Origin of the sequence: uncultured Subdoligranulum sp. (assembly GCF_963931595.1) — a bacterium.
GTDB lineage: Bacteria > Bacillota > Clostridia > Oscillospirales > Ruminococcaceae > Gemmiger.
In genome coordinates this window covers 1,322,553-1,344,875 of the sequence record NZ_OZ007030.1, presented here as the reverse complement: position 1 = coordinate 1,344,875, position 22,323 = coordinate 1,322,553, and the positions used below count along the sequence as shown (strand labels likewise).

At 57.1% G+C, this 22,323-nt stretch carries 19 protein-coding genes; 10 read left to right on the top strand and 9 right to left on the bottom strand.

Annotated elements, in window-relative coordinates:
- Positions 1-17 precede the first annotated feature (17 nt).
- The 5 genes from ABGT73_RS06400 to ABGT73_RS06380 all read right to left on the bottom strand — a co-directional run bounded on the left by ABGT73_RS06400 (position 18) and on the right by ABGT73_RS06380 (position 8,121).
- A complete protein-coding gene (locus ABGT73_RS06400; RefSeq protein ID WP_346668970.1) occupies positions 18-2,261 on the bottom strand; it encodes a DNA topoisomerase (ATP-hydrolyzing) subunit A in 2,244 nt (747 codons plus the stop codon).
- 13 nt (positions 2,262-2,274) lie between these two features.
- Positions 2,275-4,254, bottom strand: coding sequence for a toprim domain-containing protein (locus tag ABGT73_RS06395; RefSeq protein ID WP_346668969.1), 1,980 nt, complete (start codon positions 4,252-4,254; stop codon positions 2,275-2,277).
- Between the two features lie 146 nt (positions 4,255-4,400).
- Positions 4,401-5,273 carry a glycoside hydrolase family 25 protein gene (locus ABGT73_RS06390; protein WP_346668968.1) on the bottom strand — a complete coding sequence of 291 codons (873 nt, stop codon included), beginning with the start codon at positions 5,271-5,273 and terminating at the stop codon, positions 4,401-4,403.
- Between the two features lie 53 nt (positions 5,274-5,326).
- The gene (locus ABGT73_RS06385; protein WP_346668967.1) at positions 5,327-7,207 is read right to left on the bottom strand and encodes a hypothetical protein; all 1,881 of its coding nucleotides are present in this window, start codon (positions 7,205-7,207) and stop codon (positions 5,327-5,329) included.
- Positions 7,207-8,121: a radical SAM protein gene (locus ABGT73_RS06380; RefSeq protein WP_346668966.1), complete on the bottom strand. Its 915-nt coding sequence runs from the start codon at positions 8,119-8,121 to the stop codon at positions 7,207-7,209. The genes ABGT73_RS06385 and ABGT73_RS06380 overlap by 1 nt, the downstream gene beginning before the upstream one ends.
- Positions 8,122-8,224: 103 nt before the next feature.
- Here ABGT73_RS06380 and deoD point away from each other — a divergent pair, with 103 nt between their 5' ends.
- From deoD to ABGT73_RS06340, 8 genes are all read left to right on the top strand, one after another.
- Positions 8,225-8,956, top strand: coding sequence for a purine-nucleoside phosphorylase (gene deoD / locus ABGT73_RS06375; protein WP_346668965.1), 732 nt, complete (start codon positions 8,225-8,227; stop codon positions 8,954-8,956).
- Positions 8,957-8,959: 3 nt separating this feature from the next.
- The gene (locus tag ABGT73_RS06370; RefSeq protein ID WP_346668964.1) at positions 8,960-9,406 is read left to right on the top strand and encodes a cytidine deaminase; all 447 of its coding nucleotides are present in this window, start codon (positions 8,960-8,962) and stop codon (positions 9,404-9,406) included.
- Positions 9,407-9,422: 16 nt separating this feature from the next.
- The gene (locus ABGT73_RS06365; protein ID WP_346668963.1) at positions 9,423-10,577 is read left to right on the top strand and encodes a BMP family ABC transporter substrate-binding protein; all 1,155 of its coding nucleotides are present in this window, start codon (positions 9,423-9,425) and stop codon (positions 10,575-10,577) included.
- A gap of 142 nt (positions 10,578-10,719) precedes the next feature.
- Positions 10,720-11,859 carry a BMP family ABC transporter substrate-binding protein gene (locus ABGT73_RS06360; RefSeq protein ID WP_346668962.1) on the top strand — a complete coding sequence of 380 codons (1,140 nt, stop codon included), beginning with the start codon at positions 10,720-10,722 and terminating at the stop codon, positions 11,857-11,859.
- Positions 11,860-12,073: 214 nt separating this feature from the next.
- Positions 12,074-13,588 (top strand): ABC transporter ATP-binding protein, encoded by a 1,515-nt coding sequence (locus ABGT73_RS06355; protein ID WP_346670314.1) that lies wholly within the window; start codon positions 12,074-12,076, stop codon positions 13,586-13,588.
- Positions 13,585-14,700, top strand: a complete 1,116-nt coding sequence (locus ABGT73_RS06350; protein ID WP_346668961.1) for an ABC transporter permease — start codon at positions 13,585-13,587, stop codon at positions 14,698-14,700. The genes ABGT73_RS06355 and ABGT73_RS06350 overlap by 4 nt, the downstream gene beginning before the upstream one ends.
- Entirely contained in the window at positions 14,697-15,689 is a 993-nt protein-coding gene (locus ABGT73_RS06345; RefSeq protein ID WP_346668960.1) for an ABC transporter permease, read from the top strand. The genes ABGT73_RS06350 and ABGT73_RS06345 overlap by 4 nt, the downstream gene beginning before the upstream one ends.
- Before the next feature lie 83 nt (positions 15,690-15,772).
- The gene (locus ABGT73_RS06340) at positions 15,773-17,095 is read left to right on the top strand and encodes a pyrimidine-nucleoside phosphorylase (protein ID WP_346668959.1); all 1,323 of its coding nucleotides are present in this window, start codon (positions 15,773-15,775) and stop codon (positions 17,093-17,095) included.
- Positions 17,096-17,160: 65 nt separating this feature from the next.
- Here ABGT73_RS06340 and ABGT73_RS06335 read toward each other — a convergent pair whose 3' ends face one another.
- The 4 genes from ABGT73_RS06335 to ABGT73_RS06320 all read right to left on the bottom strand — a co-directional run bounded on the left by ABGT73_RS06335 (position 17,161) and on the right by ABGT73_RS06320 (position 20,032).
- On the bottom strand, positions 17,161-17,550 hold the full coding sequence (locus ABGT73_RS06335; protein WP_346668958.1) for a hypothetical protein: 390 nt from the start codon (positions 17,548-17,550) through the stop codon (positions 17,161-17,163).
- 71 nt (positions 17,551-17,621) lie between these two features.
- Positions 17,622-18,356, bottom strand: a complete 735-nt coding sequence (locus ABGT73_RS06330; protein ID WP_346668957.1) for an ABC transporter permease — start codon at positions 18,354-18,356, stop codon at positions 17,622-17,624.
- A 4-nt stretch (positions 18,357-18,360) separates the two neighbouring features.
- Positions 18,361-19,113 (bottom strand): ABC transporter permease, encoded by a 753-nt coding sequence (locus ABGT73_RS06325; RefSeq protein ID WP_346668956.1) that lies wholly within the window; start codon positions 19,111-19,113, stop codon positions 18,361-18,363.
- Between the two features lies 1 nt (position 19,114).
- The gene (locus ABGT73_RS06320) at positions 19,115-20,032 is read right to left on the bottom strand and encodes an ABC transporter ATP-binding protein (RefSeq protein ID WP_346668955.1); all 918 of its coding nucleotides are present in this window, start codon (positions 20,030-20,032) and stop codon (positions 19,115-19,117) included.
- A gap of 156 nt (positions 20,033-20,188) precedes the next feature.
- Between ABGT73_RS06320 and ABGT73_RS06315 the strand changes: the two genes are divergently transcribed.
- Both ABGT73_RS06315 and ABGT73_RS06310 read left to right on the top strand, forming a co-directional pair.
- On the top strand, positions 20,189-20,905 hold the full coding sequence (locus tag ABGT73_RS06315) for a response regulator transcription factor (RefSeq protein WP_346668954.1): 717 nt from the start codon (positions 20,189-20,191) through the stop codon (positions 20,903-20,905).
- Positions 20,902-22,269 carry a HAMP domain-containing sensor histidine kinase gene (locus tag ABGT73_RS06310; protein ID WP_346668953.1) on the top strand — a complete coding sequence of 456 codons (1,368 nt, stop codon included), beginning with the start codon at positions 20,902-20,904 and terminating at the stop codon, positions 22,267-22,269. Before ABGT73_RS06315 ends, ABGT73_RS06310 begins: the two co-directional genes overlap by 4 nt.
- Positions 22,270-22,323 lie beyond the last annotated feature (54 nt).

Here is a 22,323-nt window from a genome sequence, read left to right as displayed (position 1 = left end):
TTTTCGTGTTATAGAAATTACAGGGTCAACTGCTCCACACTGTCGTCGGCACGCAGGATGGCGCCGGCGGCGGGCAGGGTGCGCACGCGATACCGATGGGCTTCGGCCAGCTCCAGTCCTTCGGCCAGGGTGACCCGGGCAATGCGGGCGTTCTTTTTGAGCGACACCACATTGACGCCGGCGGTGTCGCGGGTGGCTTTCTCGGGAATCAGGGCACTGCCGGCCAACAGCAGTCGGTTGTTGGTGGTAAAGATTGCCAGTTCCGTCTCCTCGGGCAGATACCGCATGCAGGCCAGCTCCGCCTTATCGCTGTAGGCTTTCAGCAGTTTGCGGCGGTTCTGTTTGGTCTCGTAGCTGCTCAGCGGCACCTTGGCACACTTGCCGTTCTGGAAGAAGAAGAGCATCCAGCCCTTGTAGTCCGGCGTGACCACCATGTACAGGGGCACTTCGCCCTCCTCCATACCCAGGGAGGAGGCGACGTAGTCACCCAGTACGCTGGCTTTGCTGTCGGCAAAGTCATAGGCGTGGGACTTGTACACCTGGTGATGATTGGTGAAGAAGAGCAACTCCACCGTGTTGGTGCTCTCGCAGGTGAAGAGCACCTCGTCCCCGTCTTTCAGCTTCTGGTCGCCGCTCATGCGCAGGCTTTGCGGTGTGATTTTTTTGAAGTAGCCGTCCCGGGTGAAGAACAGGTGCACCGGGTAGTCGGGAATCTGCTCCTTGGGCTCCTCGGCCTCGCTGACGGGGACTTCGTACAGAATCTCACAGCGGCGCGGCTTGCCGTATTTCTTGGCAACGTCGGCCAGCTCGTTCATGATGATTTTGTTGATACGCGCCGGACGCTTCAGCACATCCTGCAGATCCTCGATGGCCGCTTCCAGCTCCTCGATTTCCGCCGTGCGCTTGAGGATGTACTCCCGGTTCAGATGACGCAGCTTGATCTCGGCCACATATTCCGCCTGCACCTCGTCGATGCCGAAACCGATCATCAGGTTCGGCACAACTTCCGCTTCCTCCGCGGTGTTGCGCACGATTTCAATGGCCTTGTCGATGTCCAGCAAGATGGCTTCCAGGCCGCGCAGCAGATGCAGACGCTTCTGCTTGCCCTGCAGATCGTAGTAGGTGCGGCGCCGCACGCATTCGGCGCGGAAGGCGATCCATTCCAGCAAAATATCCCGCACACCCAGCACCTTGGGCTGGCCAGCGATCAGGACGTTGAAGTTGCAGGCAAAGCTGTCCTCCAGCGGTGTGGCTTTGAACAGGCGGGCCATCAGCTTGTCGGGATCCTGCCCGCGCTTGAGGTCGATGGTCAGTTTCAGACCGTTCAGATCGGTCTCATCCCGCATGTCGCTGATCTCCCGGATCTTGCCCAGCTTGACCAGCTCGGTGATCTTGTCCATGATGGCCTCCACCGTGGTGGTGGGGGGAATATGGGTGACATCAATGCAGTTGTTGGCTTTGTCATAACTCCACTGGGCCCGGACCCGCACACTGCCGCGGCCGTTTTCCAGCACATTTTCCATCTCGGCGGCGTCATACAGGATTGTGCCGCCGCCCACAAAATCGGGAGCGGGGATGATCTCCCTGAGGTCTGCCTTGTCGTCCTTCATCAGGGCTATGGTGGCGTTGCAGAGCTCTTCCAGATTGAAGGAGCAGATGTTGGACGCCATGCCCACGGCGATGCCCAGCGTGTTGTTGGCCAGAATGGTGGGGAAGGTGACCGGCAGCAGCGTGGGTTCGGTGGTGGTGCCGTCATAGTTGGGCACAAAATCCACGGTATCTTTGTCGATGTCCCGGAACAGCTCCTCGCAGACAGGCTCCAGCTTCGCTTCGGTATAACGGGCGGCTGCGTAGGCCATGTCGCGGCTGTAGGCCTTGCCGAAGTTACCCTTGGAATCCACGAAGGGGACCAGCAGGCTCTCGTTGGAACGGCCCATGCGCACCATGGTGTCATAGATGGCAGCGTCACCGTGGGGGTTCAGATGCATGGTGCTGCCTACGATGTTGGCACTCTTGGTGCGGGCGCCCTTCAGCAGGCCCATCTCATACATGGTGTAGAGCAGTTTGCGGTGAGCCGGCTTGAAACCGTCGATCTCGGGCAGCGCGCGGGAGACGATGACACTCATCGCATAGGGCATGTAGTTGGTTTCCAGCGTTTCCGTAATGGGGCTCTCGATAATTTCACCGGCCGAGAGAATCTCCACATTGTCGCCAAGCTGGGGGCGCGCCGGTGTGATTTTCTTTTCGCGTTTTTTTGCCATAGTGTTCCTCGTATCAGCTTACATCCAGATCGTCCAGGTATTCGGCGCCATGCTCGGCAATATGTTCTTTGCGGCCCTGGAGATTGTCTCCCAGCAGCAGGTCAAAGACCTGCGCGGTGCGCTCCGCGTCGGTAGGCAGCACCTTGATCAGGCGGCGGCTCTCCGGGCTCATGGTGGTCAGCCACATCATTTCGGGATCGTTCTCGCCCAGACCTTTGGAGCGCTGGATCGTATACTTTTCGCCCTCGATGCGGCGCAGAATATCGGCCTTTTCCGGCTCGGTATAGGCAAAGTAGGTTTTGTTTTTGGTGTTGATCTCGTACAGAGGCGACTCCGCAATATAGACATAGCCCTTATTGATCAGGGTGGGCGTCAGCCGGTAGAGCATGGTCAGTACCAGCGTGCGGATCTGGTAACCGTCCACATCGGCATCGGTACAGATCACGACCTTGTTGAACCGAAGATTGTCCAGATTGAAGCTGGCCAGATCCTTGTTGTGGCTGCCGCCCAGTTCCACGCCGCAGCCCATGACGCGGATCAGGTCGGTGATGATATCGGACTTGAAGATGCGGGCATAGTCGGCCTTCAGACAGTTCAGAATCTTGCCGCGGATGGGCATGATGGCCTGGAATTCGGAATCCCGGCTCTGCTTGACGGCGCCCATGGCCGAATCGCCCTCCACGATGTACAGCTCACGGCGGGAGGCGTCCTTGGTGCGGCAGTCCACAAACTTCTGCACCCGGTTGGCCAGGTCCATCTGCTGGGTCATCGTCTTCTTGATGGTGATGCGGGCCTTTTCGGCGTGCTCCCGGCTCTGCTTGTTGATGAGGACCTGCTTGCAGGCTTTTTCGGCCTCGTCGGGATGCTCGATGAAATAGACTTCCAGCTGGTGTTTGAGAAATTCGGTCATGGCCTGGGCCACAAACTTGTTGGTGATGGCCTTTTTGGTCTGGTTCTCGTAGCTGGTCCGGGTGGAGAAGCTGGAGGAAACCAGCACCAGGCAATCCTGCACGTCGGAGAAGGTGATGGCACTCTCGTTTTTCTTGTAAAGCCCCTTGCTTTTCAGCCAGGCATTGATCTGGCTGACGAAGGCGCTGCGCACAGCCCGGTCAGGGCTGCCGCCGTGCTCCAGCCAGCTGGAGTTGTGGTAGTATTCCAGTGCCTGCACGGTGTTGGAGAAGGCAAAGGCCACATTCATCTTGACCTGGTATTCCGGCTGATCGGCACGGTCACGGCCGGTGGCGGAGCCGGAACAGAAGTGTACCGGGGTCAGGCCCTTGTCGCCCACAATCTCATTGGCATAGTCGGTGATGCCGTGCTCGTAGAGATACTCATACTTCTGGACTTCTTTGCCGGTCTTGTCGGTGAACACAAGGGTGACACCATCGTTGACGACGGCCTGACGACGCAGCATGTCCTGAAACGTTTCGGCCGGCACAGCAATGTCGGTGAAAACTTCAGTATCGGGCTTCCAGCGGATGACCGAACCGGTGCGCCGGCCCTTGTATTCCTCTTTCTGAAGCCCGCCCACGTTTTCGCCCTTTTTGAAGTCCAGGTGATAGTGGAACCCGTCGCGGTAGATATCGGCGGTCATCCATTCACTGGCATACTGGGTGGCACAAAGGCCCAGACCATTCAGGCCCAGGCTGAAGTCATAGTTGCCGCCGCCTTCGGCGTACTTGCCGCCGGCGTACAGTTCACAGAAAACAAGATCCCAGTTCCAGCGCTGCTCGGCCTTGTTGTAATCCACCGGGATGCCGCGGCCGAAGTCTTCGACTTCCACCACGTGGTCGGGAAACAGCGTCACATTGATGCGGTTGCCGTAGCCGTCGCGCGCTTCGTCGATGGAGTTGGAAATGATTTCAAAAATGGAATGGGCGCAGCCTTCCACGCCGTCAGAACCAAAGATGACGGCCGGGCGCTTGCGCACACGGTCGGCACCTTTCAACTGACGGATGCTGTCATTGCCGTATTCCTGTTGTTTTTTTGCCATGCGTTGGATCCCCCTGCGGTAACATAACACGTAACTGTATTTTGCGCATATAAAATTATTAAACCACAAATTGGAAAGCTTTGTCAAATAAGCAATACCATTATAACACAACCTACGGTTGTTACACAAGGGGCTTTATCGATGTGTCAACCGGTTCTCTCCAGACGGTTCCGATCACCCAGCACGGCTGTCCAGTAGGAGCCTCCGTTGTAGTCGAAGATCACCCAGTCATAGCCGTTGTACTTTTGTGTGCTGCGCTGGGTGACATTGTAGCGGCCCAGAGGCAGATACCCGACCACGTCGTTGAAATTGGGGGTATAGAAGTATTCGGTGCGTGCATTGAAAACGACCAGCGTATATCCGCTGACATTCTGCATCAGAGGACCGGTGGGGCCGTAGTTGTTGTATCCGCCGGACTGAATGACGGGCAGGAAATCCCGGTAGCTTCGGTTGAGGTCGCAGGCGCCGGAAATGCCGTTTACCGTGCCGCTGCCGGAATACTGCCACATGGCATAAGGGCCGCTGTAGCCCAGCGTGGAGCGGTAGTCGGCAACCCACAGGGGGTAGGCGCTGAGTTCTGCGGCATTGAGGTAGTTGTTTATATAATTGGTATAGCTGTACCAGCCGGCGTACCATTTGCGCTGGTACAGGATATCCATGGCGTAACGCACCAGGCTGGTCAGCTGGGTGCGGCCCAGGCTGGTCAGGCTGGAATCCTCCACGTCCACGAAGACGGGGTACTCCAGCTGCAGCCCCTGCAGCGCGTTCATGAAAAGTGATAGTTCATTCGCCACGGCGCTTTGGGTACGGGCATAGGTATAATAGTAGGCACCAACACGCAGACCGGCCGCGTGGGCGCCGTTGACATTCTGCAGAAAATAGGGGTCCACATACAGACCGCCGCTGTTGCTGGAACCGAGACGCACAATCGCAAAATCTTTTCCGGCAGCGGCCACTTTGGACCAGTTGACATTGCCCTGATAACGGGAAACGTCAATGCCGTTCTGAAACACAGCCATAAAAAAGCCCCCTCCCTTTGCTGCATATTATGCGGCAGGGAGAGGGAAAGGTGCTAGGAAGAAATTTGATAGACGCGGCAGCTGTCGTTCTGGTACCAGAGGGGATAACGGGCGGCATACCAGTCTTCCCGGGTGGCAAATTCGGAGGCCGTGGATGCGTCAAAGACGACATAGCCAATGCCCCAGGCGGCCAGCGTGCTCTCATCGGGGTTTTCATATAATATGCGCATGGCCTGGTATTCATCAGCATAGTCCATGCCGTGATAGTAGACATAACTGCCGGAACCGCACAGGATACGCCTGCCGGCCAGGGCGAACACCGGGGTGGTGTGTCGATCACTGGTCAGGAACAGGGCGTCCGGTGCGGCATTCCGGGATACAAACTCTGCCAGTGCAATTTCGTCAGCACTCCAGTGCTGGTAGTCGCTGACGATTTCCCTGCCTACGGTGAGCACACTGCCGAACATGCCCAGAAAACAAAGGATGCATGCTGCTGCACCACGGACGGGAATACGGCGTATACGGGCGAACAGATCCACGAAGAATTGCGCCACCAGCATACAGCCCAGCATGTGCCACACATACAGGAGTTTGTTGTTGTCGTAGGTATTGGGCTGGAAGACCACAACTTCCGCCAGCGCCCAGATGAGCAACCCGCCGCCATACAGCCAGCGCTGTTTATGGGAAGCGTGCAGCCAGGCAGGAATCAGGAACAGATAGACAATACCGATGTTTTTGATATAGAACCAGAAGTAATTGTCTTTGAGCGTTCCATCCCCGGCATTGTTCACCCAGTTGAAGTGCAAGCGCAGCATATTCTGCCCGTCCACACTTTGCGCCAGCACGGTGGGGAGCATCTGCACCAGCCAGGCAATGCCGCATATCGCAGCCAGTCCGGCCCAGGGGAGAAGCACTGCGCGGGAGTGCCCCGAGCGGCGCAGTGTGTATAGGCCGCCTACTAGGCACAGCAATACCAGTGCCAGGGCGCTGTGGGTGTGCATGAGGGGCAGGGGCAAAACCAGAAGAGCCAGCGGCAACCACAAACGGCGTTCCTCCTCGTAGCAGAAGCGCCACAAGAGATAGAGCGCCGGCAGCAACAGAGACCACCCGAAGAGAGTGGCGCGCTGGGGGATCATCAGGTCCACGATGGGATTGACCCATACAATATTCTCGACGGTGTAGTTGGTGGGTGTTGTGTAAAAGCCAGTGAAAATGCTCTGGAAATGTTCCGGGCTGTCCAGAAAATAGAAAAAACCAAATCCGCTGCCCAGAAAAAACAGATAGAAGGCAAGGCTTGCCTTGGCCACGCTGCCCAGGACCCGGCGGGCCAGCTGCCAGAACATGCCGAATACCGTGAACACGACAGGAATCATGGGCAGCATGTAGGCGGTGCGGCGGTCTGCCCCCAGAACACGGAAAATGCTGGAGACTGTTTCGCACAAAAAGGGATACCCGAACCGATGGTCGCCACCCAGCAGGGGATAGACCGGCGGGAACTGTCCGCTTTGCGCAATGTATTCAATAAAGCCCAGATGCATGGGCAGGTCGCCGTAGCAGCTTTGCCCGGTGTGCAGTGTTCCGTCCACCGCGTGCAGGATGTGGGTGTGCAGCAGATAGAAGGTCATAACCAGAAGAGGCGCCAGGCAAAGCCACATGGCGCCGTGGTCGGCATCGTGCGGCCTGTTGTGAAATGTCCTGCTGCCATACAGTGCAAAGAGACATACGCCCAGCGCCAGAAGGGCTGCACCTGCCGCGGCCAGGCGGCCGAACCCGAACGGAAGAGCAAGCAGGGCAGGGAAGGCGGCCAGCATCGCCAGGCCGTAACCACTGCCCAGCGGCAGCAGAAGCGCCGCGGTCACATTAGGAAAAATGCGTCTGGCGGTCAATATCCCTGTGAACAGAAACAGCAACAGATACGCAATGCTGATGACCATCATACCCCCTCCAGATCAAAGGGCGGTGTGTATTCCTCCCGGGCGCTGCTTTTTTCCTGCATGTAACCGTCGGTGAGTCCCAGACGGATGGCTTCATCGATGACCTGCCGGTATTCGTAGGTGGTGATGCGCCGGCCAAGACCGTGTTCCGCTGCCTTATAAAAAGGTGTGAACTGGCTCATCAGGCTGGGCACAAAGGGAATACCGGTCTCCTGCTGTAGGTGGGCCAGCGTGGCGAGAACGGCGCGGCTGTCCTGCACGCAGCCCGGCAGTGCCAGGTGACGGACGATGACACCGCGCTGCAAAAAGCCTTCCTTGTCATAGACAGGCGCACCGGTCTGCAGAAGCATCTGGCGCAGGGCGGCCTCTGCCACGGCGGGATAGTCCGGCGCCGCGGAAAGACGGTCGGCCAGTGCAGGATCGGCATATTTGAAATCGGTCAGCCAGATGTCCACATATCCGGTCAGCGCCTTGACGGCGGCCACGGTTTCATATCCGCCGGTATTGTAGACGATGGGCAGCACCAGCCCGTCTGCACGGGCAAGATCCAATGCCCGGCGCACCTGGGGCAGATACTGCGTGGCGGTGACCAGGTTGATGTTGCGGGCACCGTCACGCTGCAGACGCAGAAATATTTCGGCCAGCCGTTCCACCGTGATGGCTTTCCCCACTCCTTCCTGGCTGATGGGGTAATTCTGGCAATAGCAGCAGCGCAGCGCACAGCCGCTGAAGAAGACCGTGCCGCTGCCGCGGGTGTCGTCCGGCGCACCGCTCAGGCAGGGTTCCTCCCAGTGGTGAAGGGCGGCACGTGCCACCATAAGGCGGTCATCGGCGCCGCAATAGCCGGTCTGGCCCGCGGCCCGGTCTGCACCGCAGGCGCGGGGACAGAGACGGCAGTGATGGGGTAAGGACATGGTTTCTCCCACTTTCACAATTTTTTCCGTTTCATTTTACCACAAACGCACCAAATGTGGTATACTATAAGGACCAATCTTAAAAACAAAGGAGTGTGCGATCATGTCTACCCCACATAACCGTGCTGAAAAAGGCGATTTTGCCAAAACCGTTCTGATGCCCGGCGATCCGCTGCGTGCCAAGTTTATTGCGGAGACCTTCCTGGAAAATCCCCGCCTCGTCACCGATGTCCGCGGAATGCTCGGCTACACCGGTACCTACCAGGGCCGCCCCATCAGCGTAATGGGCAGCGGTATGGGAATGCCCTCCATCGGCATCTATTCCTATGAACTGTACAGCCAGTACGGCGTGGAAAACATTATCCGCATCGGTTCGGCCGGTTCCTATACCGACAAGGCCAAGCTCTTTGATGTGGTGCTGGCGGATGGAGCCTATTCGGAAAGCAACTACGCCGTCACTCAGAGCGGTGACACCGACGACATTCAGAAGCCCAGCGCTGAACTGAATGCCGCGCTGAAGGCCAGCGCAGCGGCACAGGGCATTGCCTTGATCGAGGGCAATATCCATTCTGCCGATGTCTTTTACCGGGAGCCCAGCGATGAAAAGCCTGCTTACTGGGAGCGTCTGCGCGACGAGAAAGGCTGTCTGGCTGTGGAGATGGAGAGCTTTGCCCTGTTCCACAACGCCAAGGTGCTGGGCAAGCGGGCGGCCTGCCTGCTGACCATCTCGGACAGCTTTGTGTCGCCTGAAATCACCACTGCGGAGCAGCGGCAGACCAGCTTCACCGCCATGATGAAGGTGGCGCTGGGCGTGGATGCCTATCTGGAGAAGTAAGGAATGGAAAAAGCACAGATTCAGTCGCTGATCCGACAGGCTTTCGCCGCACGTAAATTTGCCTATACGCCGTACTCCCATTTTCAGGTGGGGGCGGCCCTGCTGACCCGGGACGGCAAGGTATACACCGGCTGCAATATCGAGAATGCCGGCTATACCCCCACAAACTGCGCGGAGCGCACCGCTCTGTTCAAAGCAGTCAGTGAAGGCGAGCGGGCGTTTTCCGCCATTGCCATTGTGGGCAGCCTGGAGGGAAAGGTCAACACGCTGGTCACCGGTCCCTGCGGCGTCTGCCGGCAGGCACTGTTTGAGTTTGGCGGTCCTTCCCTTACGGTGATCATGGCCCGCTCGGAGGAGGATTACATTGTGACGACACTGGGGGAGTTGCTGCCCTATGGATTCGGCCCGGCCAACCTGGAGACAAATCCCGCCTCCCAATCCTCGATGTAAGGAGTTCCCATTGTTCATGAAAAAAGTTGTTGCCCTGTTTCTTTCTGTTCTGATGCTTTTGTCTCTGGCCGCCTGCACCGCGGGGGAAAATACCCGGGAGGAGCCTCAGTTCACGGTGCCTCTGGATGATGATTCCTACGTGTTTCAGGCGAATCCCGAGGCGGCGCCGCTGCCTGGCGGTTCCGTCATTGCGCTGGCTGCGGAGAGCAGCAGTCTGGAATCCGGTGCCGAGGCACTGCTCTGGAAAGGTATCCAGACCTTTGCATCCAATTTCGGCTATACAGCGCAGTCCTTTACCTACGGAGACGGCGAGACCAATACGGCAGAGGATGCGCTGCGCAACGCTGCCCAGAGTGGCGCAACGCTGGTGGTTTGCCGCGGGGAGGAGATGGCGAAGGCTCTGTTCCAGATTCAGGCCAACTTCCCCGGCGTGCATTACCTGTTGTTTGACGGAGAGCCACACAATGAGGATTACACGGTATACACCACAGAGTCCAACGTGCATTGTGTTCAGTTCCAGGAGGAGCAGGCCGGCTATCTGGCCGGTTATGCGGCAGTGACGGAAGGCTACACGACGCTGGGCTTCGTGGGAAGCGATGAACTGCCGGATGTGGTGCGCTATTGCACCGGGTATCTCCAGGGCGCCGAGGCGGCAGCCGAAGAGCAGGGCGAAGAAGTGTCCATGCGTGTGTGGTATACCGGCGACATCGACGACCAGAACCTGGTGGTTTCCCGTCTGACCGACTGGTTCAATAACGGTACCGGGTTGATCCTGGCCAATGGAGATGATCTGGTACAGCGTGCTGTGGATGCGGCCAACCAGACCGGCGGCCGGGTATTTGCCACAGACTGGGATCAGAATGCACTGGGAGAGCGTGTGCTGGACAGTGCGGTCAAATGCTACAATGCGGCGGTACAGCGGCAGCTGTATGCATTCTTTACTTCCAACAGCACCTGGAGCCAGGAAGCAGCCGGGCAGACCGAAAAACTCGGCTACACCGATGGCAGCGTCGCGCTGGCCGGTTCCACCTGGCGGTTCAATACCTTTACCCAGCAGGACTATGAGCGCGTATATGAAGAACTGCGCAACAGTGACCGAAAGGTAGAGACCTATTCCGACATGGATACCTTGCCGGAAACGCCCTCCGTCACGTTGGAAGTCCAGAACTGAGTTTAGACATTTTGTTAAATATTTGTAATGCATTTCCGGTGGTTTTTCCATTGCAAAAACGTCGGGAATCCGGTATACTGATGGTATTGAGGCGGGGAGACGCTCCGCCCGAAGTTCAACAGAAAATAAGGAGATCAAAAGCATGAAAAAGTTCCTTGCATTGGTTCTGGCCGGTTGCATGGCACTCTCTCTGGCTGCCTGCGGCGGGGCTTCTGCCTCCTCCGCGGCCGCTTCTGAAGGCGCCAGCACCGAAGCTACGGCGGAAAGCAGCAGCGGCAGCAAGACCGATGTGGCTTTCGTCACGGATGTCGGCAACATCGATGACCAGTCCTTCAACCAGTATACCTGGCAGGGTGTGCAGGATTTCTGCGCAGCCAACGGTCTGAATGCCAACTACTACCGTCCCACCGAGGACTCCGACGCTGCCCGCCTGGAACAGATGGACAATGCGGTGAATGACGGCGCCAAGGCGATCGTTGTGGCCGGTTATCTGTTCGGCACCTCCATTGCCGAGGCGCAGGCCAAGTATCCCGATGTGCAGTTCCTCGCGCTGGACGTTGCTACCACCGACCTGAGTGCTGACGGCAGTGCGCAGCCCGCCGCCAACACCGCGCTGATCACCTACAAGGAAGAGCAGGCCGGTTACCTGGCTGGCTACGCCGCTGTGTACGACGGTTACAAGGAGCTGGGCTTCCTGGGCGGCATGGCTGTTCCCGCCGTCATCCGTTACGGCTACGGCTTTGTGCAGGGCGCTGACGCCGCTGCCAAGGAACTGGGCGAGACGGATGTCAACATCAAGTACTGGTACTCCGGCGGCTTTGCTGCTACCGATGAGGTCAAGAACAAGATGGATGGTTGGTACTCCGAGGGTACTGAAGTGGTCTTCGCTTGCGGCGGCCCTGTCTGTCAGAGCTGTGACGCGGCTGCGCAGGCCAACGGCGGCAAGATGATCGGCGTTGACGTTGACCAGTCCGGCCAGTTTGACACCGTCATCACCTCTGCCATGAAGGCCCTTGCCAACTCCGTCAACGTGGCCCTGACCGATGCCATGGACAATGGCTGGAAGTTCACCGATGCCTACGCCGCCAAGCAGACCGTTCTGGGCGCCGCTGAGGACTGCGTCGGCCTGCCGATGGAAACCAGCAAGTTCACCAAGTTCACCCAGGAGCAGTACGACAAGCTGTACCAGGAAATCGTCGACGGCACCCTCGTCGTGGACGACAGCTTCGACACCGCTTCGACCCCGGCTGTGACCAATGTGAACGTGGACTACCAGGGCTAATAGGATCTTTCGTGGTTCATAAAGGCCGCCCCGCACAGGCTTGCGGGGCGGCCTTTTCTGATGGTATAAAACACCAGAAAAAAACAAAGCTATTCTTGCACTTTTTGTTCAAATTCTCTTGTACATCGGGTGTTTTTTCTATATAATACGAAGTAAGAAACTGTGCTTTTGGAAAGGGGCGTGCAACGATTTGGCAGATCAGTATGTGATCGAGATGCTGCACATCACCAAGGAATTTCCCGGTATCAAAGCAAATGATGACGTTAGTTTGCAACTTCGCAAGGGCGAAATCCATGCTCTTTTGGGTGAGAACGGTGCCGGAAAATCCACGTTGATGAGTGTGCTGTTCGGTTTGTACCAGCCGGAAAAAGGTGTTATCAAAAAGAACGGCCAGGAAGTCAAGATCAACAATCCCAACGATGCCAATGCATTGGGGATCGGTATGGTGCATCAGCACTTCAAACTGGTGGAATGCTTCACCGTACTGGATAACATCATTCTGGGCGTGGAAGATACCCGGCATGGATTTTTGCGCAAGGATGCGGCGCGCAAAAAGGTTATGGCGCTGAGCGAAAAGTATGGCCTGCGTGTGGATCCCGATGCGCTGGTCAGCGATATTTCGGTTGGCATGCAGCAGCGTGTTGAGATTCTGAAAATGCTCTACCGCGACAACGATATCCTGATTTTCGATGAGCCCACGGCGGTGCTGACCCCGCAGGAGATCGAAGAACTGATGGAGATCATGCGCGGCTTCAAGCAGGAAGGAAAAAGCATCCTCTTCATCACCCATAAGCTCAATGAGATCATGGAAGTGGCGGATCGCTGCACGGTCCTGCAGAAGGGCCGCGGGATCGGCACGGTGGAAATTGCAAACACCACCAAGGAAGAGCTCTCCCGCATGATGGTGGGCCGGGATGTGGAGTTTGCTGTGGAGAAGAAGCCTAGCGAACCGGGCCGGACCATCCTGGAAGTGGATGATCTGGTGGTAGCCAGCAAGGTCCACAAGAACAACGCTGTGAAGGGCGTATCCTTTGCGGTACACGCCGGCGAGATTGTCTGTGTGGCCGGTATTGAGGGCAATGGCCAGAGTGAACTGGTGTATGGTCTGACCGGCCTGGAAAAAGTGGTTTCCGGCACCATCAAGCTCAACGGGCAGGACATCACCAATGCGCCCATCCGTACCAGGTCCAAGGATGGTATGAGCCACATCCCGGAGGACCGCCACAAACATGGACTGGTACTGGACTATACGCTGGCCAACAATCTGGTCCTGCAGCGCTACTGGGAACCGCAGTTCCAGAATCACGGCTTCATCAAAAAGAACGAAGTCATTTCCTATGCCAATCGCCTGATCGAGCAGTACGATGTGCGCAGCGGCCAGGGCGCGCAGACCATCGCCCGCAGCATGTCGGGCGGCAACCAGCAGAAAGCCATCATCGCCCGCGAGGTCGACAAGGACCCGGACCTGCTGGTGGCTGTGCAGCCGACCCGCGGACTGGACGTAGGTGCCATCGAGTATATCCACAAACAGATCGTGGCAGAGCGTGACAAAGGAAAGGCCGTTCTGCTCATCAGTCTGGAACTGGACGAAGTAATGAATCTTTCTGACCGCATTCTGGTAATGTATGAGGGTCAGATTGTGGGCGAGTTTGATCCGCACAAGACATCTGTCGAAGAACTGGGCCTGTATATGGCAGGCGCGAAGAAGCAGGGGGAGGCGAAAGCATGAAAAAGAATCAGAAACGGCAGCTTTTGCAGAACCCGGCCGTAGTGGGTGTCCTGGCCAGCCTGCTGTCCATTGTCATCGGCCTGATCCTCGGCTTCCTGCTGCTGGTGGTCTTGAATCCCGGAGCTTCGCTGGAAGGCATGGTGGCCATGATGACCACCGGCTTCGGCAGTATGGACAAGTTCGGCAAAGTGCTGTATCAGGCGGCGCCGCTCATGATGTGCGGTCTGTCGGTAGGCTTTGCCTTCAAGACCGGCCTGTTCAATATCGGTGCTTCCGGTCAGTATACCATGGGCGCCTTCTTTGCACTGCTGTTTGCCATTCAGTTCCAGATGCCCTGGTACCTGTGCCTGCTGGGCGCGGCGGTCGGCGGTGCGATCTGGGGAATTTTCCCCGGCCTCTTCAAGGCCTATTTCAATGTGAATGAGGTCATTACCGCGATCATGTTTAACTGGATCGGTATGTATCTGGTCAACCTGATTCTGGCCAATACGACGAATATGCTGGCTTCCGCCTGGGGCGCTTCCAACTCCGACCGTACCGCCGCCCTGTCGGCGGCCAATCCCGGTGCCATTCTGCCTAAAGGATTCCTGGCGCCCATCTTCGGCAATTCCAGCTGGATCAATATCAGCATCTGGATCACGATCGTCTTTGCCATCGTCATCTGGATCGTTCTGGAAAAGACCACCTTTGGCTATGAACTCAAGGCCTGCGGTCTCAGCCGCGACGCAGCGCAGTACGCCGGCATCAATGCCAAACGCAACATTGTGCTCTCCATGGTCATTTCCGGTGCGCTGTCCGGCATCGGCGGCGGTATCTACTATCTTGCCGGCACCGGTCAGTACGTTCTGGAAAAAGCCATCCTGAGCATGGGCTTCAACGGCATTCCCGTGGCACTGCTGGCAAGTTCCAATCCTGTGGGCACCATCTTCTCGGCGCTGTTCATCAGCTATATCCAGGTGGGCGGTGCGGCCATGCAGCCGGCGTACTCCTCCGAAACCATCGACATCGTCATTGCAGTTATCATTTATCTGGCAGCGTTTGCGCTGCTTATGCGCGGTGTGATTGCAAAAGCGGTGTCCGGCCGTAAAGAGAAAGGAGGCGCTGCCAAATGATGATCGCTGCCAATATTATCAGCCTCACTGTTTTGTTTGCGGTTCCGCTGCTGCTTGTGGCACTGGGTGGTATGTTCAGTGAACATTCCGGCGTCATCAACATTGCACTGGAAGGTATGATGATCATCGGTGCGCTGTTCGCCTGCTTCACCCTCCAGGCATTGGATCAGAGTGGATTCGGCGCGGCAAATCCGCAGCTTTCCATGCTGATTGCCATCCTGGTTGCGGGTGCTACCGGCATGATTTTCTCCTTCTTTCTGGGATTTGCCGCCATCAACCTGAAGGCGGACCAGACCATCGGCGGCACGGCATTGAACCAGTTCGCGCCGGCTTTTGCCGTGGTCATGACCTGGGCCATCCAGGGGCAGGGCCTTACGACGATCCAGATCCCCAGCTGGGTCCGCATCACGCGGGAAACCTTTGGGCTGGCACCGGTGGATGGCCCCAGTTTCTGGAACAACCTGATTTTTAAGTATTTCTACCTTACGACCCCCATTGCCGTGGTTCTGTTTATTGTGGCCTACGTGCTGATGTACAAGACACGGTTCGGCCTGCGGCTGCGTGCTTGTGGGGAACATCCCCAGGCGGCAGACTCGGTAGGCATCAATGTATACAAGATGCGGTATGCCGGTGTGCTGATTTCCGGTTTCCTCGGTGGCATCGGCGGCCTGGCCTACACGGTGGCTGCCGGGTCGGGTTTCAACTCGGACGTGGGCGGTTACGGCTTCCTGGCTTTGGCGGTCATGATCTTCGGTAACTGGAAACCGTTCCCGATTCTGGCGTCTTCCTTCTTCTTTGCGCTGTTCAAGGTCATTGCAGCATACAGCTCTTCGCTGTCTTTCCTGCCCAAGTTCGAAGGCGTCAAGGAGGTTTCCAACTTCTATCAGATGCTTCCGTATATCGTTACGATGATCGTTCTGATCTTTACGTCCAAGAATTCGCAGGCACCTAAGGCGGAAGGTATCCCCTACGACAAGGGAAGCCGTTAAGTATCTCACTTTTTACCACACAATCCGAAATGCCGTCTCTAGGCGGCATTTCTCTGTTTCTGCCTGAAAGGAGGCTGCACTGTATGCGAATGTACGATATCATCGCCAAAAAGCGCGACGGAGGCACACTGAACCGGGAGGAACTGGCCTTTGCGGTCAATGGGTATGTGTCCAGGGATGTGCCGGATTACCAGATGTCGGCGTTGCTGATGGCCATCTATCTGCGGGGTATGACGGATGACGAGACCGCAGTTCTTACCGATGTGATGGCCCACTCGGGGGATATGGTTGACCTGTCAGCCATTCAGGGCGTGAAGGCGGACAAGCACTCCACCGGCGGTGTGGGCGACAAGACCACCCTGGTCATTGCCCCCATTGTGGCGGCCTGCGGTGTCAAGATTGCCAAGATGAGCGGCCGCGGGCTGGGACACACCGGTGGTACCATCGATAAGATGGAGGCGGTGCCCGGCACGCGGACCAGCCTGACCCAGGAGGAATTCTTCCGGCAGGTCAATGAGACCGGCATTGCGGTGATCGGCCAGAGCGGCCACATTGCAGTGGCGGATAAAAAAATGTACGCCCTGCGGGATGTGACCGCCACGGTGGGGTGCATTCCGTTGATCGCTTCCTCCATCATGAGCAAGAAACTGGCGGCGGGGTCGGATGCCATCCTGCTGGATGTGACCATGGGGGACGGCGCCTTCATGAAAGATCTGGACAGCGCCATTGAATTAGCCCGCCAGATGGTGGCCATCGGCACAACCCATGGGCGCAAAGTGGCTGCCCTCATCACCGATATGGATAAACCGCTGGGCCGGAATATCGGCAATTCGCTGGAAGTCGCCGAAAGTATGGCGGTTCTGCAGGGCAAGGGCCCTGCAGACCTCACCGAGGTATGTCTGCAGCTGGCCACCAACATGCTGATTCTGGCGGGCAAGGGAAATACTGAAACCTGCCGTGCCATGGCGGAGCAGGTGATTGCGGACGGTTCCGCTTTCGAAAAGTGCTGCCAGATGTTTGCTGCACAGGGCGGAGATGTATCGGTGCTTCGGGATCCGGAGCGGTTCCGCAAGGCAAAGTACAGCTACGAGCTGGTGGCGCCAAGTGACGGGTACATTTATAAAAATGATGTGGAAAAGATCGGCAACGCCAGTGTGCTGCTGGGCGCGGGCCGCATCAAGAAAGAGGATGATATAGACTTCGCCGCCGGCATTACGATGCATAAGAAACTGGGGGACTATGTCCATAAGGGAGAGAGCATCTGCACCTTCTATGCGGACGAGGAAACCCTGTTTGCGGCCGCTGAAGAAATGTACCGCGGCGGGCTGGTCATCCGGGACGAACCGCCGAAACTTCCGCCGCTGATCTATGCGCGTGTAACGCCGGACGGCGTGGAACGGTTCTGAGTATTCCGCCTGTTTTACAGAAAACAAAACCCGCCCTTTTGCCTGTACGCAAAGGGGCGGGTTGCTTATTTTCGGTGGCGCAGAAACCATACCTTCAGTTTTCCGTAACCGTTCGGCTTGTCCACGGAAAACTCCTGCGTTTTTACGTAGCGCTTCCGCAGACCGTCAAACTGTAAAGCATTTCCGCTTTCCTGGATATCGGTCAGCAGGCGGGGAAGCGCTGTGCGCTGACTTTCAAACTCGGGTTCCCGGTCCCAGAGGATTTTCCCATCTGCATCGAATCCATGGGCCCAGGCACTGAATACCAGGCAGGCTGCTTCCCCATAACAGTACCGCTCAAAGCGGATCCGGCCGTCGAGGTAAAAGAGCAGACAATCCCGGAAATGGGTCTCCAGCTCCTTCTCGTAGCGGCTCCCGCAGCGGGTACCGGCAAAATCGGCGGCGTTGGCAGTCATGGTGATCCCTCCCAGTGTATGTTTACTGGTATTATACCGCCTGGGCCCGGATCTGGCAACCCGATGACGGTTTAACCTTTCACATCCCGCCGCGTCAGCAGCATATTGGCAATCGTGAAAATAAGCAAAAGCCAGACCAGGCAGGAGGCGAAAAACGGGAGATAATTTCCTGCCAGAAGGTCCTCACTTCGGTTGGAATTCATACCATACTGCATCAGCGCGTAGGGCCAGTACAGTCCGTGGCCCTGGCTGACCGCCAGCATACCGATGATCCCGCCGAACAGGGAGAGAAAAACCGGAACGGCAAAGCTGCGGATCATCATGGACAACAGCAGCTGCAGTGCGATGACACTGAGCCCACCCAGGGCGCCGCGCAGCAGGAACACCAGTGTTTCTATCGGCGGCCAACCGGGCAGGGAGGCAAAGACTTTTCCACAGAAGCAATACAGAAAGAAAATGAAAAGTTGGGTCAGTACAACCAGCTTGAAGACAATGACGAATTTGGAGAAAAACAGGGCAAAAGGGCGTACCGGCACGGCCATAATGAGATTCCAGTTGTGCCCCAGATGCTCCAGGCGCCAAAGATAGGAGGCATAGATTGCCACCATGGCCGGGAAAAAGAAAAGGGAGTAGAAAAGGGTGTGCTGTGTCCACAGAGCGTACCAGCTTACGCTGAGGATGCCGAGGTTGCCCAGGTAGTTTACGGTGCCGTAGGCAGCGGACAGAACCGGCAGCAGAAAAAAGAGAAACCAGATGGGAGAGGCGTGCAGTTTTCGGTTTTCCGCTCGGATGCAGCGAAGAAACATGATGTTATACCTCCTTTGTACGAATGGCGTGCCAGGTTATCCGGAAAAAGAGAAAACCCAGAAAAATACACCATACCAGCAGCGGAATGTTGAAACCGCGGATGTCATAGACCACAATTCGGGTGTCGGGATCCCAGGAGGCGAGGCGGTAACTGCCCAGCGGAATACAGTAACTCCAGGGGATAAAATAGCAGAAAACCGGGGGCATGAAAGCGGCAAACAGTCCGATCAGGGCACCGGCAATGCCCGTACAGAGTGCAGGCAGGGGATTGGCAAGCAGTACGGTCAGCATCAACTCCGAAAAGAACAGCATCAGGCTGACCGTGCCGGTGCAGAGGAACAGATACAGGAGCTGGCCGGCAGAGGGTGTGTCCTGATAGCCGTTGCGGAGGCCAAGGCAAACGATACCCAGCAGTTCCAGCAGCACAATCAGAAAAATCTCCCCGGCGCCAAGCAGCGATTTGGCGGCAAACAGGCTTTGCCGGCTCTGCAACGTATAAAGCAGTTTGGGAAAATTGCCTTTGACCTCTACATCCCACAGACAGCTGGCCAGCATGGCCATACCAATGGGCAATAACACGGTGTTCATGATGGGGACGGAATACAGCAGGGCGTGGTAGCCGCTGGCCATGGAATCGCTGCCGTCGGGAGCCGCATACCAGGCCCAGAGCAGCACCGCCAGCGGAAGAAGCAGGCAGGCCAGCAGATCGTGCCGCCGCTTTGCTTTTTGCCATTCGGCGCGAAGGCTGCGCATCATTTTACTTCACCTCCTTGTCAGCGTCGGTCAGGCTCAGAAAGATTTCTTCCAGGGATTTGGTCTGCCGCGTCAGTTCCACGATACCGGCCCCGCTGTCGGCGATGGTCTGCACCAGACCGGCCAGCAGTTCATCCCGCAGGGGCGGAATGGTCAATGTGTCAGCCTTCTGCTTCGGCCTGATGCCTTGGGAACGCAACACCGGGAGAGCCTTTTGAGGACGCAGAAGCCGCATGGTCAGTGCACCGCGGCTGTGCCGCTGCAGGTCGTGCAGCGGGCCCTCAAACAGCATCCGTCCATGGTTGAGAATGCCGACCTGTTCCACCAATTGCTCCATTTCTCCCAGAAGGTGGCTGGAAATCAGAATGGTGGCGCCGGTGGACTGGGGCATTTCCGCCAGCAACGCCCGCATCTCCTGAATGCCGGCAGGGTCCAGGCCATTGGTGGGTTCATCCAGAATCAGCAGCGGCGGATTGCCCAGCAGCGCCATTGCAATGCCAAGGCGCTGCTTCATGCCCAGAGAATACTGCCCCACCTTGCGGTTGCGGTCTCGGGTCAGGTGGACGATATCAAGCACCCGGCCGATTTCCTTGCGGGAAACGCCTTTGAGGTCCGCTACGATTTTCAGGTTTTCTTCAGCTGTGAGGTGAAGATAACCGGAAGGGAATTCAATCAGGCTGCCGGTTTTCCGCAGCAGCTGCAGGCGGTTGGATTGGGTAAGTTCCTTGCCCAGCAGAAATACCTGCCCGGCTGTGGGGTGAATCAGTCCCAGCAGCATCTTCATGGTGGTGCTTTTCCCGGCGCCGTTGGGGCCAATGAACCCATAGACGGAAGCCTGCGGCACATGCAGGCTCAGATGGTCCACAGCCTTTTGCTGTCCGTAAAATTTGCAGAGATCACGGGTTTCTATCACAGTTTGCATGGTATACGCTCCTTTGTGCAGATGATGAAATTTCATCTGCATCTTACCGCAGACAGCTTAATTCCTGTGAAATTACAGCTTAAGATTACCTTAAGTTTTCGGAAAGAGCGTGGCCACTGTTTGGATGGTGCGGTATAATACAAGGGAGGTGAGATCATGCGGACGATCTATGATGCGAAACTGTTGCTGGTGGACGATACGCCGGAACTGCTGAACCTGCTCTGCGAACATCTGCGGGCTGCGGGGTATCAGTCCATTGCGACGGCGGAAAACTGTGCTTCGGCCCGTGAGGCCTTCGAACGACAGCGGCCCGAACTGATGATATTGGATATCAACCTGCCGGACGGGGATGGCTTTGCGCTGTTCCGGCAGCTTCGTGCCCGGGCGGATATTCCTGCGCTCTTTCTGTCAGCCCGGGATGCCGACGCCGACCGTCTGTTCGGGCTGGGGCTGGGGGCAGACGATTATCTCACCAAACCGTTTCTGATGCAGGAACTGCTGCTTCGCGTGCAGCATATTCTGCAAAGAGCCTATCGGGCGGAACTGCAGCGCGGGGATGCGGGTATTTTGAAGCTGGGAGACCGGACGGTGGAACTGGCGGATGCTCTGGTATACCTGCCGGGAGGCGATACCTTGCCTCTGACGGCTACCGAACGGACGATCCTGCAAAAACTGGCCGAAAACCGTGGCCACATCATTACCTATGATGCCCTTTGTGAAGCTGTGTGGGGCCAGGATTATTACAGCTACGAGAATAGCCTGAACGTCCATATACGCCATCTGCGCGAAAAGCTGGAGGGTACGCCGGGCAAGCCCCGCTGGCTGATCACGGTGCGCGGAATCGGATATAAACTGGCAGGGGAAAGGCCATGAAAACTTTGGTGAGGTTGATCCGGCGGTATGTACTGCTGGCAGTAGGGCTGTCCCTGCTGCTCATTGTGTTGGGGCTCGCCCTGATCATCTGGGTGGGAATCCGTTTCGGTCTGGTCTGGCAGGAACAGTTCCGTTATTCCTACATGGAAATTGCAGACCAGCTGCAGCAGGATGACTCAGGTTCGCTGTCCTTCGGGGAGAAGGATGCATCCTACTGGCTGAATGGCTATGCGTGGGCGATGGTGCTGGATGATGATGGAGAGGTTATCTGGGGATACCAGCTTCCCCAGGAACTGGACCGCCGCTATACAGCACCTGAAATTGCGGTCTTTTCCCGCTGGTATCTGGATGATTACCCGGTATTCTGTCAGGTGCGGGATTATGGTCTGCTGGTGCTGGGTATGCCCCGGGACAGTATCTGGAAGTACAGCTTCTGGACCTATCCGGAACTGATCAATTGGCTGTTTTATCGCGGCACAACCGTGATGGGCGGTGTCCTCGTACTGATTCTGGTGCTGTGCCTGTTGTTCAGCTGGCGCGGCGCCAAATCCCTGGGTGTAGTAGCGGACGGACTGGATACGCTGGCCGAGGGAGGTACCGTGAATTTGTCAACAAAGGGCTTTGCCGGGGAACTGGCAGAAAAACTCAACCGCACCAGTGCCCAGATCCGTTCTCGCAATGAGATTATCCAGCGGCGGGACACGGCAAGAACCAACTGGATCGCTGGGGTCAGCCATGACATCCGCACACCGCTTTCTCTGATTCTGGGGTGGGCGGAACAACTCCAGAAAAATGATGCTCTGCCCGAGGAGACCCGCCGCAAGGCGGAAGGAATCTGTCAGCAGAGTGAAAAAATCCGGGCACTGGTGGAAGATCTCAATCTGACCAGCAAACTGCAATATGGTGCGCAGCCCCTGCGGCGGAAAGCGGTGCATGCCGGCCCGTTGCTGCGTCAGATGGTGGCAGATTTCTGCAATGGCCCATTGGCAGGCGACAGCGAGGTGGAATTGGTAATCTCCCGGGAGGCAGAAACCGCCGCCCTTCAGGTGGACGAGGCCTTGTTGGCACGCGCCGTAGAGAATATCCTGGGCAACAGCGTGCGGCACAATCCGGGCACTGTGCGATGCCGGGTTGCGGTTTCTGTGACGGATAGGTCTCTTTGCATAGCGATCACGGACGACGGCACCGGTTTCCCGGACCGGGTCCTGGAAGCATTGCAGACCGGCCGCGTGGAGGAAAACACGCCCCATATCCTGGGGCTGCATGTGGTGGAGCAGATACTGCGGGCCCATGGTGGAACAGTGCTTTTCAGCCAGAATGAACCCAGAGGGAGCCGAGTGGAGATGCGTCTTCCCATTGCATAGCAAATGCCCGCCTGATCACCAGGCGGGCATTTGTCAATTCATAATGCGGGAATG

Coding starts and splice junctions, on each gene's coding strand:
- deoD (WP_346668965.1), top strand. CDS start 8,225: ATGTCTACCCCACATAACCGTGCTGAAAAAGGCGATTTTGCCAAAACC.
- ABGT73_RS06400 (WP_346668970.1), bottom strand. CDS start 2,261: ATGGCAAAAAAACGCGAAAAGAAAATCACACCGGCGCGCCCCCAGCTT.
- ABGT73_RS06340 (WP_346668959.1), top strand. CDS start 15,773: ATGCGAATGTACGATATCATCGCCAAAAAGCGCGACGGAGGCACACTG.
- ABGT73_RS06395 (WP_346668969.1), bottom strand. CDS start 4,254: ATGGCAAAAAAACAACAGGAATACGGCAATGACAGCATCCGTCAGTTG.
- ABGT73_RS06370 (WP_346668964.1), top strand. CDS start 8,960: ATGGAAAAAGCACAGATTCAGTCGCTGATCCGACAGGCTTTCGCCGCA.
- ABGT73_RS06320 (WP_346668955.1), bottom strand. CDS start 20,032: ATGCAAACTGTGATAGAAACCCGTGATCTCTGCAAATTTTACGGACAG.
- ABGT73_RS06330 (WP_346668957.1), bottom strand. CDS start 18,356: ATGTTTCTTCGCTGCATCCGAGCGGAAAACCGAAAACTGCACGCCTCT.
- ABGT73_RS06365 (WP_346668963.1), top strand. CDS start 9,423: ATGAAAAAAGTTGTTGCCCTGTTTCTTTCTGTTCTGATGCTTTTGTCT.
- ABGT73_RS06385 (WP_346668967.1), bottom strand. CDS start 7,207: ATGGTCATCAGCATTGCGTATCTGTTGCTGTTTCTGTTCACAGGGATA.
- ABGT73_RS06310 (WP_346668953.1), top strand. CDS start 20,902: ATGAAAACTTTGGTGAGGTTGATCCGGCGGTATGTACTGCTGGCAGTA.
- ABGT73_RS06335 (WP_346668958.1), bottom strand. CDS start 17,550: ATGACTGCCAACGCCGCCGATTTTGCCGGTACCCGCTGCGGGAGCCGC.
- ABGT73_RS06345 (WP_346668960.1), top strand. CDS start 14,697: ATGATGATCGCTGCCAATATTATCAGCCTCACTGTTTTGTTTGCGGTT.
- ABGT73_RS06380 (WP_346668966.1), bottom strand. CDS start 8,121: ATGTCCTTACCCCATCACTGCCGTCTCTGTCCCCGCGCCTGCGGTGCA.
- ABGT73_RS06350 (WP_346668961.1), top strand. CDS start 13,585: ATGAAAAAGAATCAGAAACGGCAGCTTTTGCAGAACCCGGCCGTAGTG.
- ABGT73_RS06360 (WP_346668962.1), top strand. CDS start 10,720: ATGAAAAAGTTCCTTGCATTGGTTCTGGCCGGTTGCATGGCACTCTCT.
- ABGT73_RS06355 (WP_346670314.1), top strand. CDS start 12,074: ATGCTGCACATCACCAAGGAATTTCCCGGTATCAAAGCAAATGATGAC.
- ABGT73_RS06325 (WP_346668956.1), bottom strand. CDS start 19,113: ATGATGCGCAGCCTTCGCGCCGAATGGCAAAAAGCAAAGCGGCGGCAC.
- ABGT73_RS06390 (WP_346668968.1), bottom strand. CDS start 5,273: ATGGCTGTGTTTCAGAACGGCATTGACGTTTCCCGTTATCAGGGCAAT.
- ABGT73_RS06315 (WP_346668954.1), top strand. CDS start 20,189: ATGCGGACGATCTATGATGCGAAACTGTTGCTGGTGGACGATACGCCG.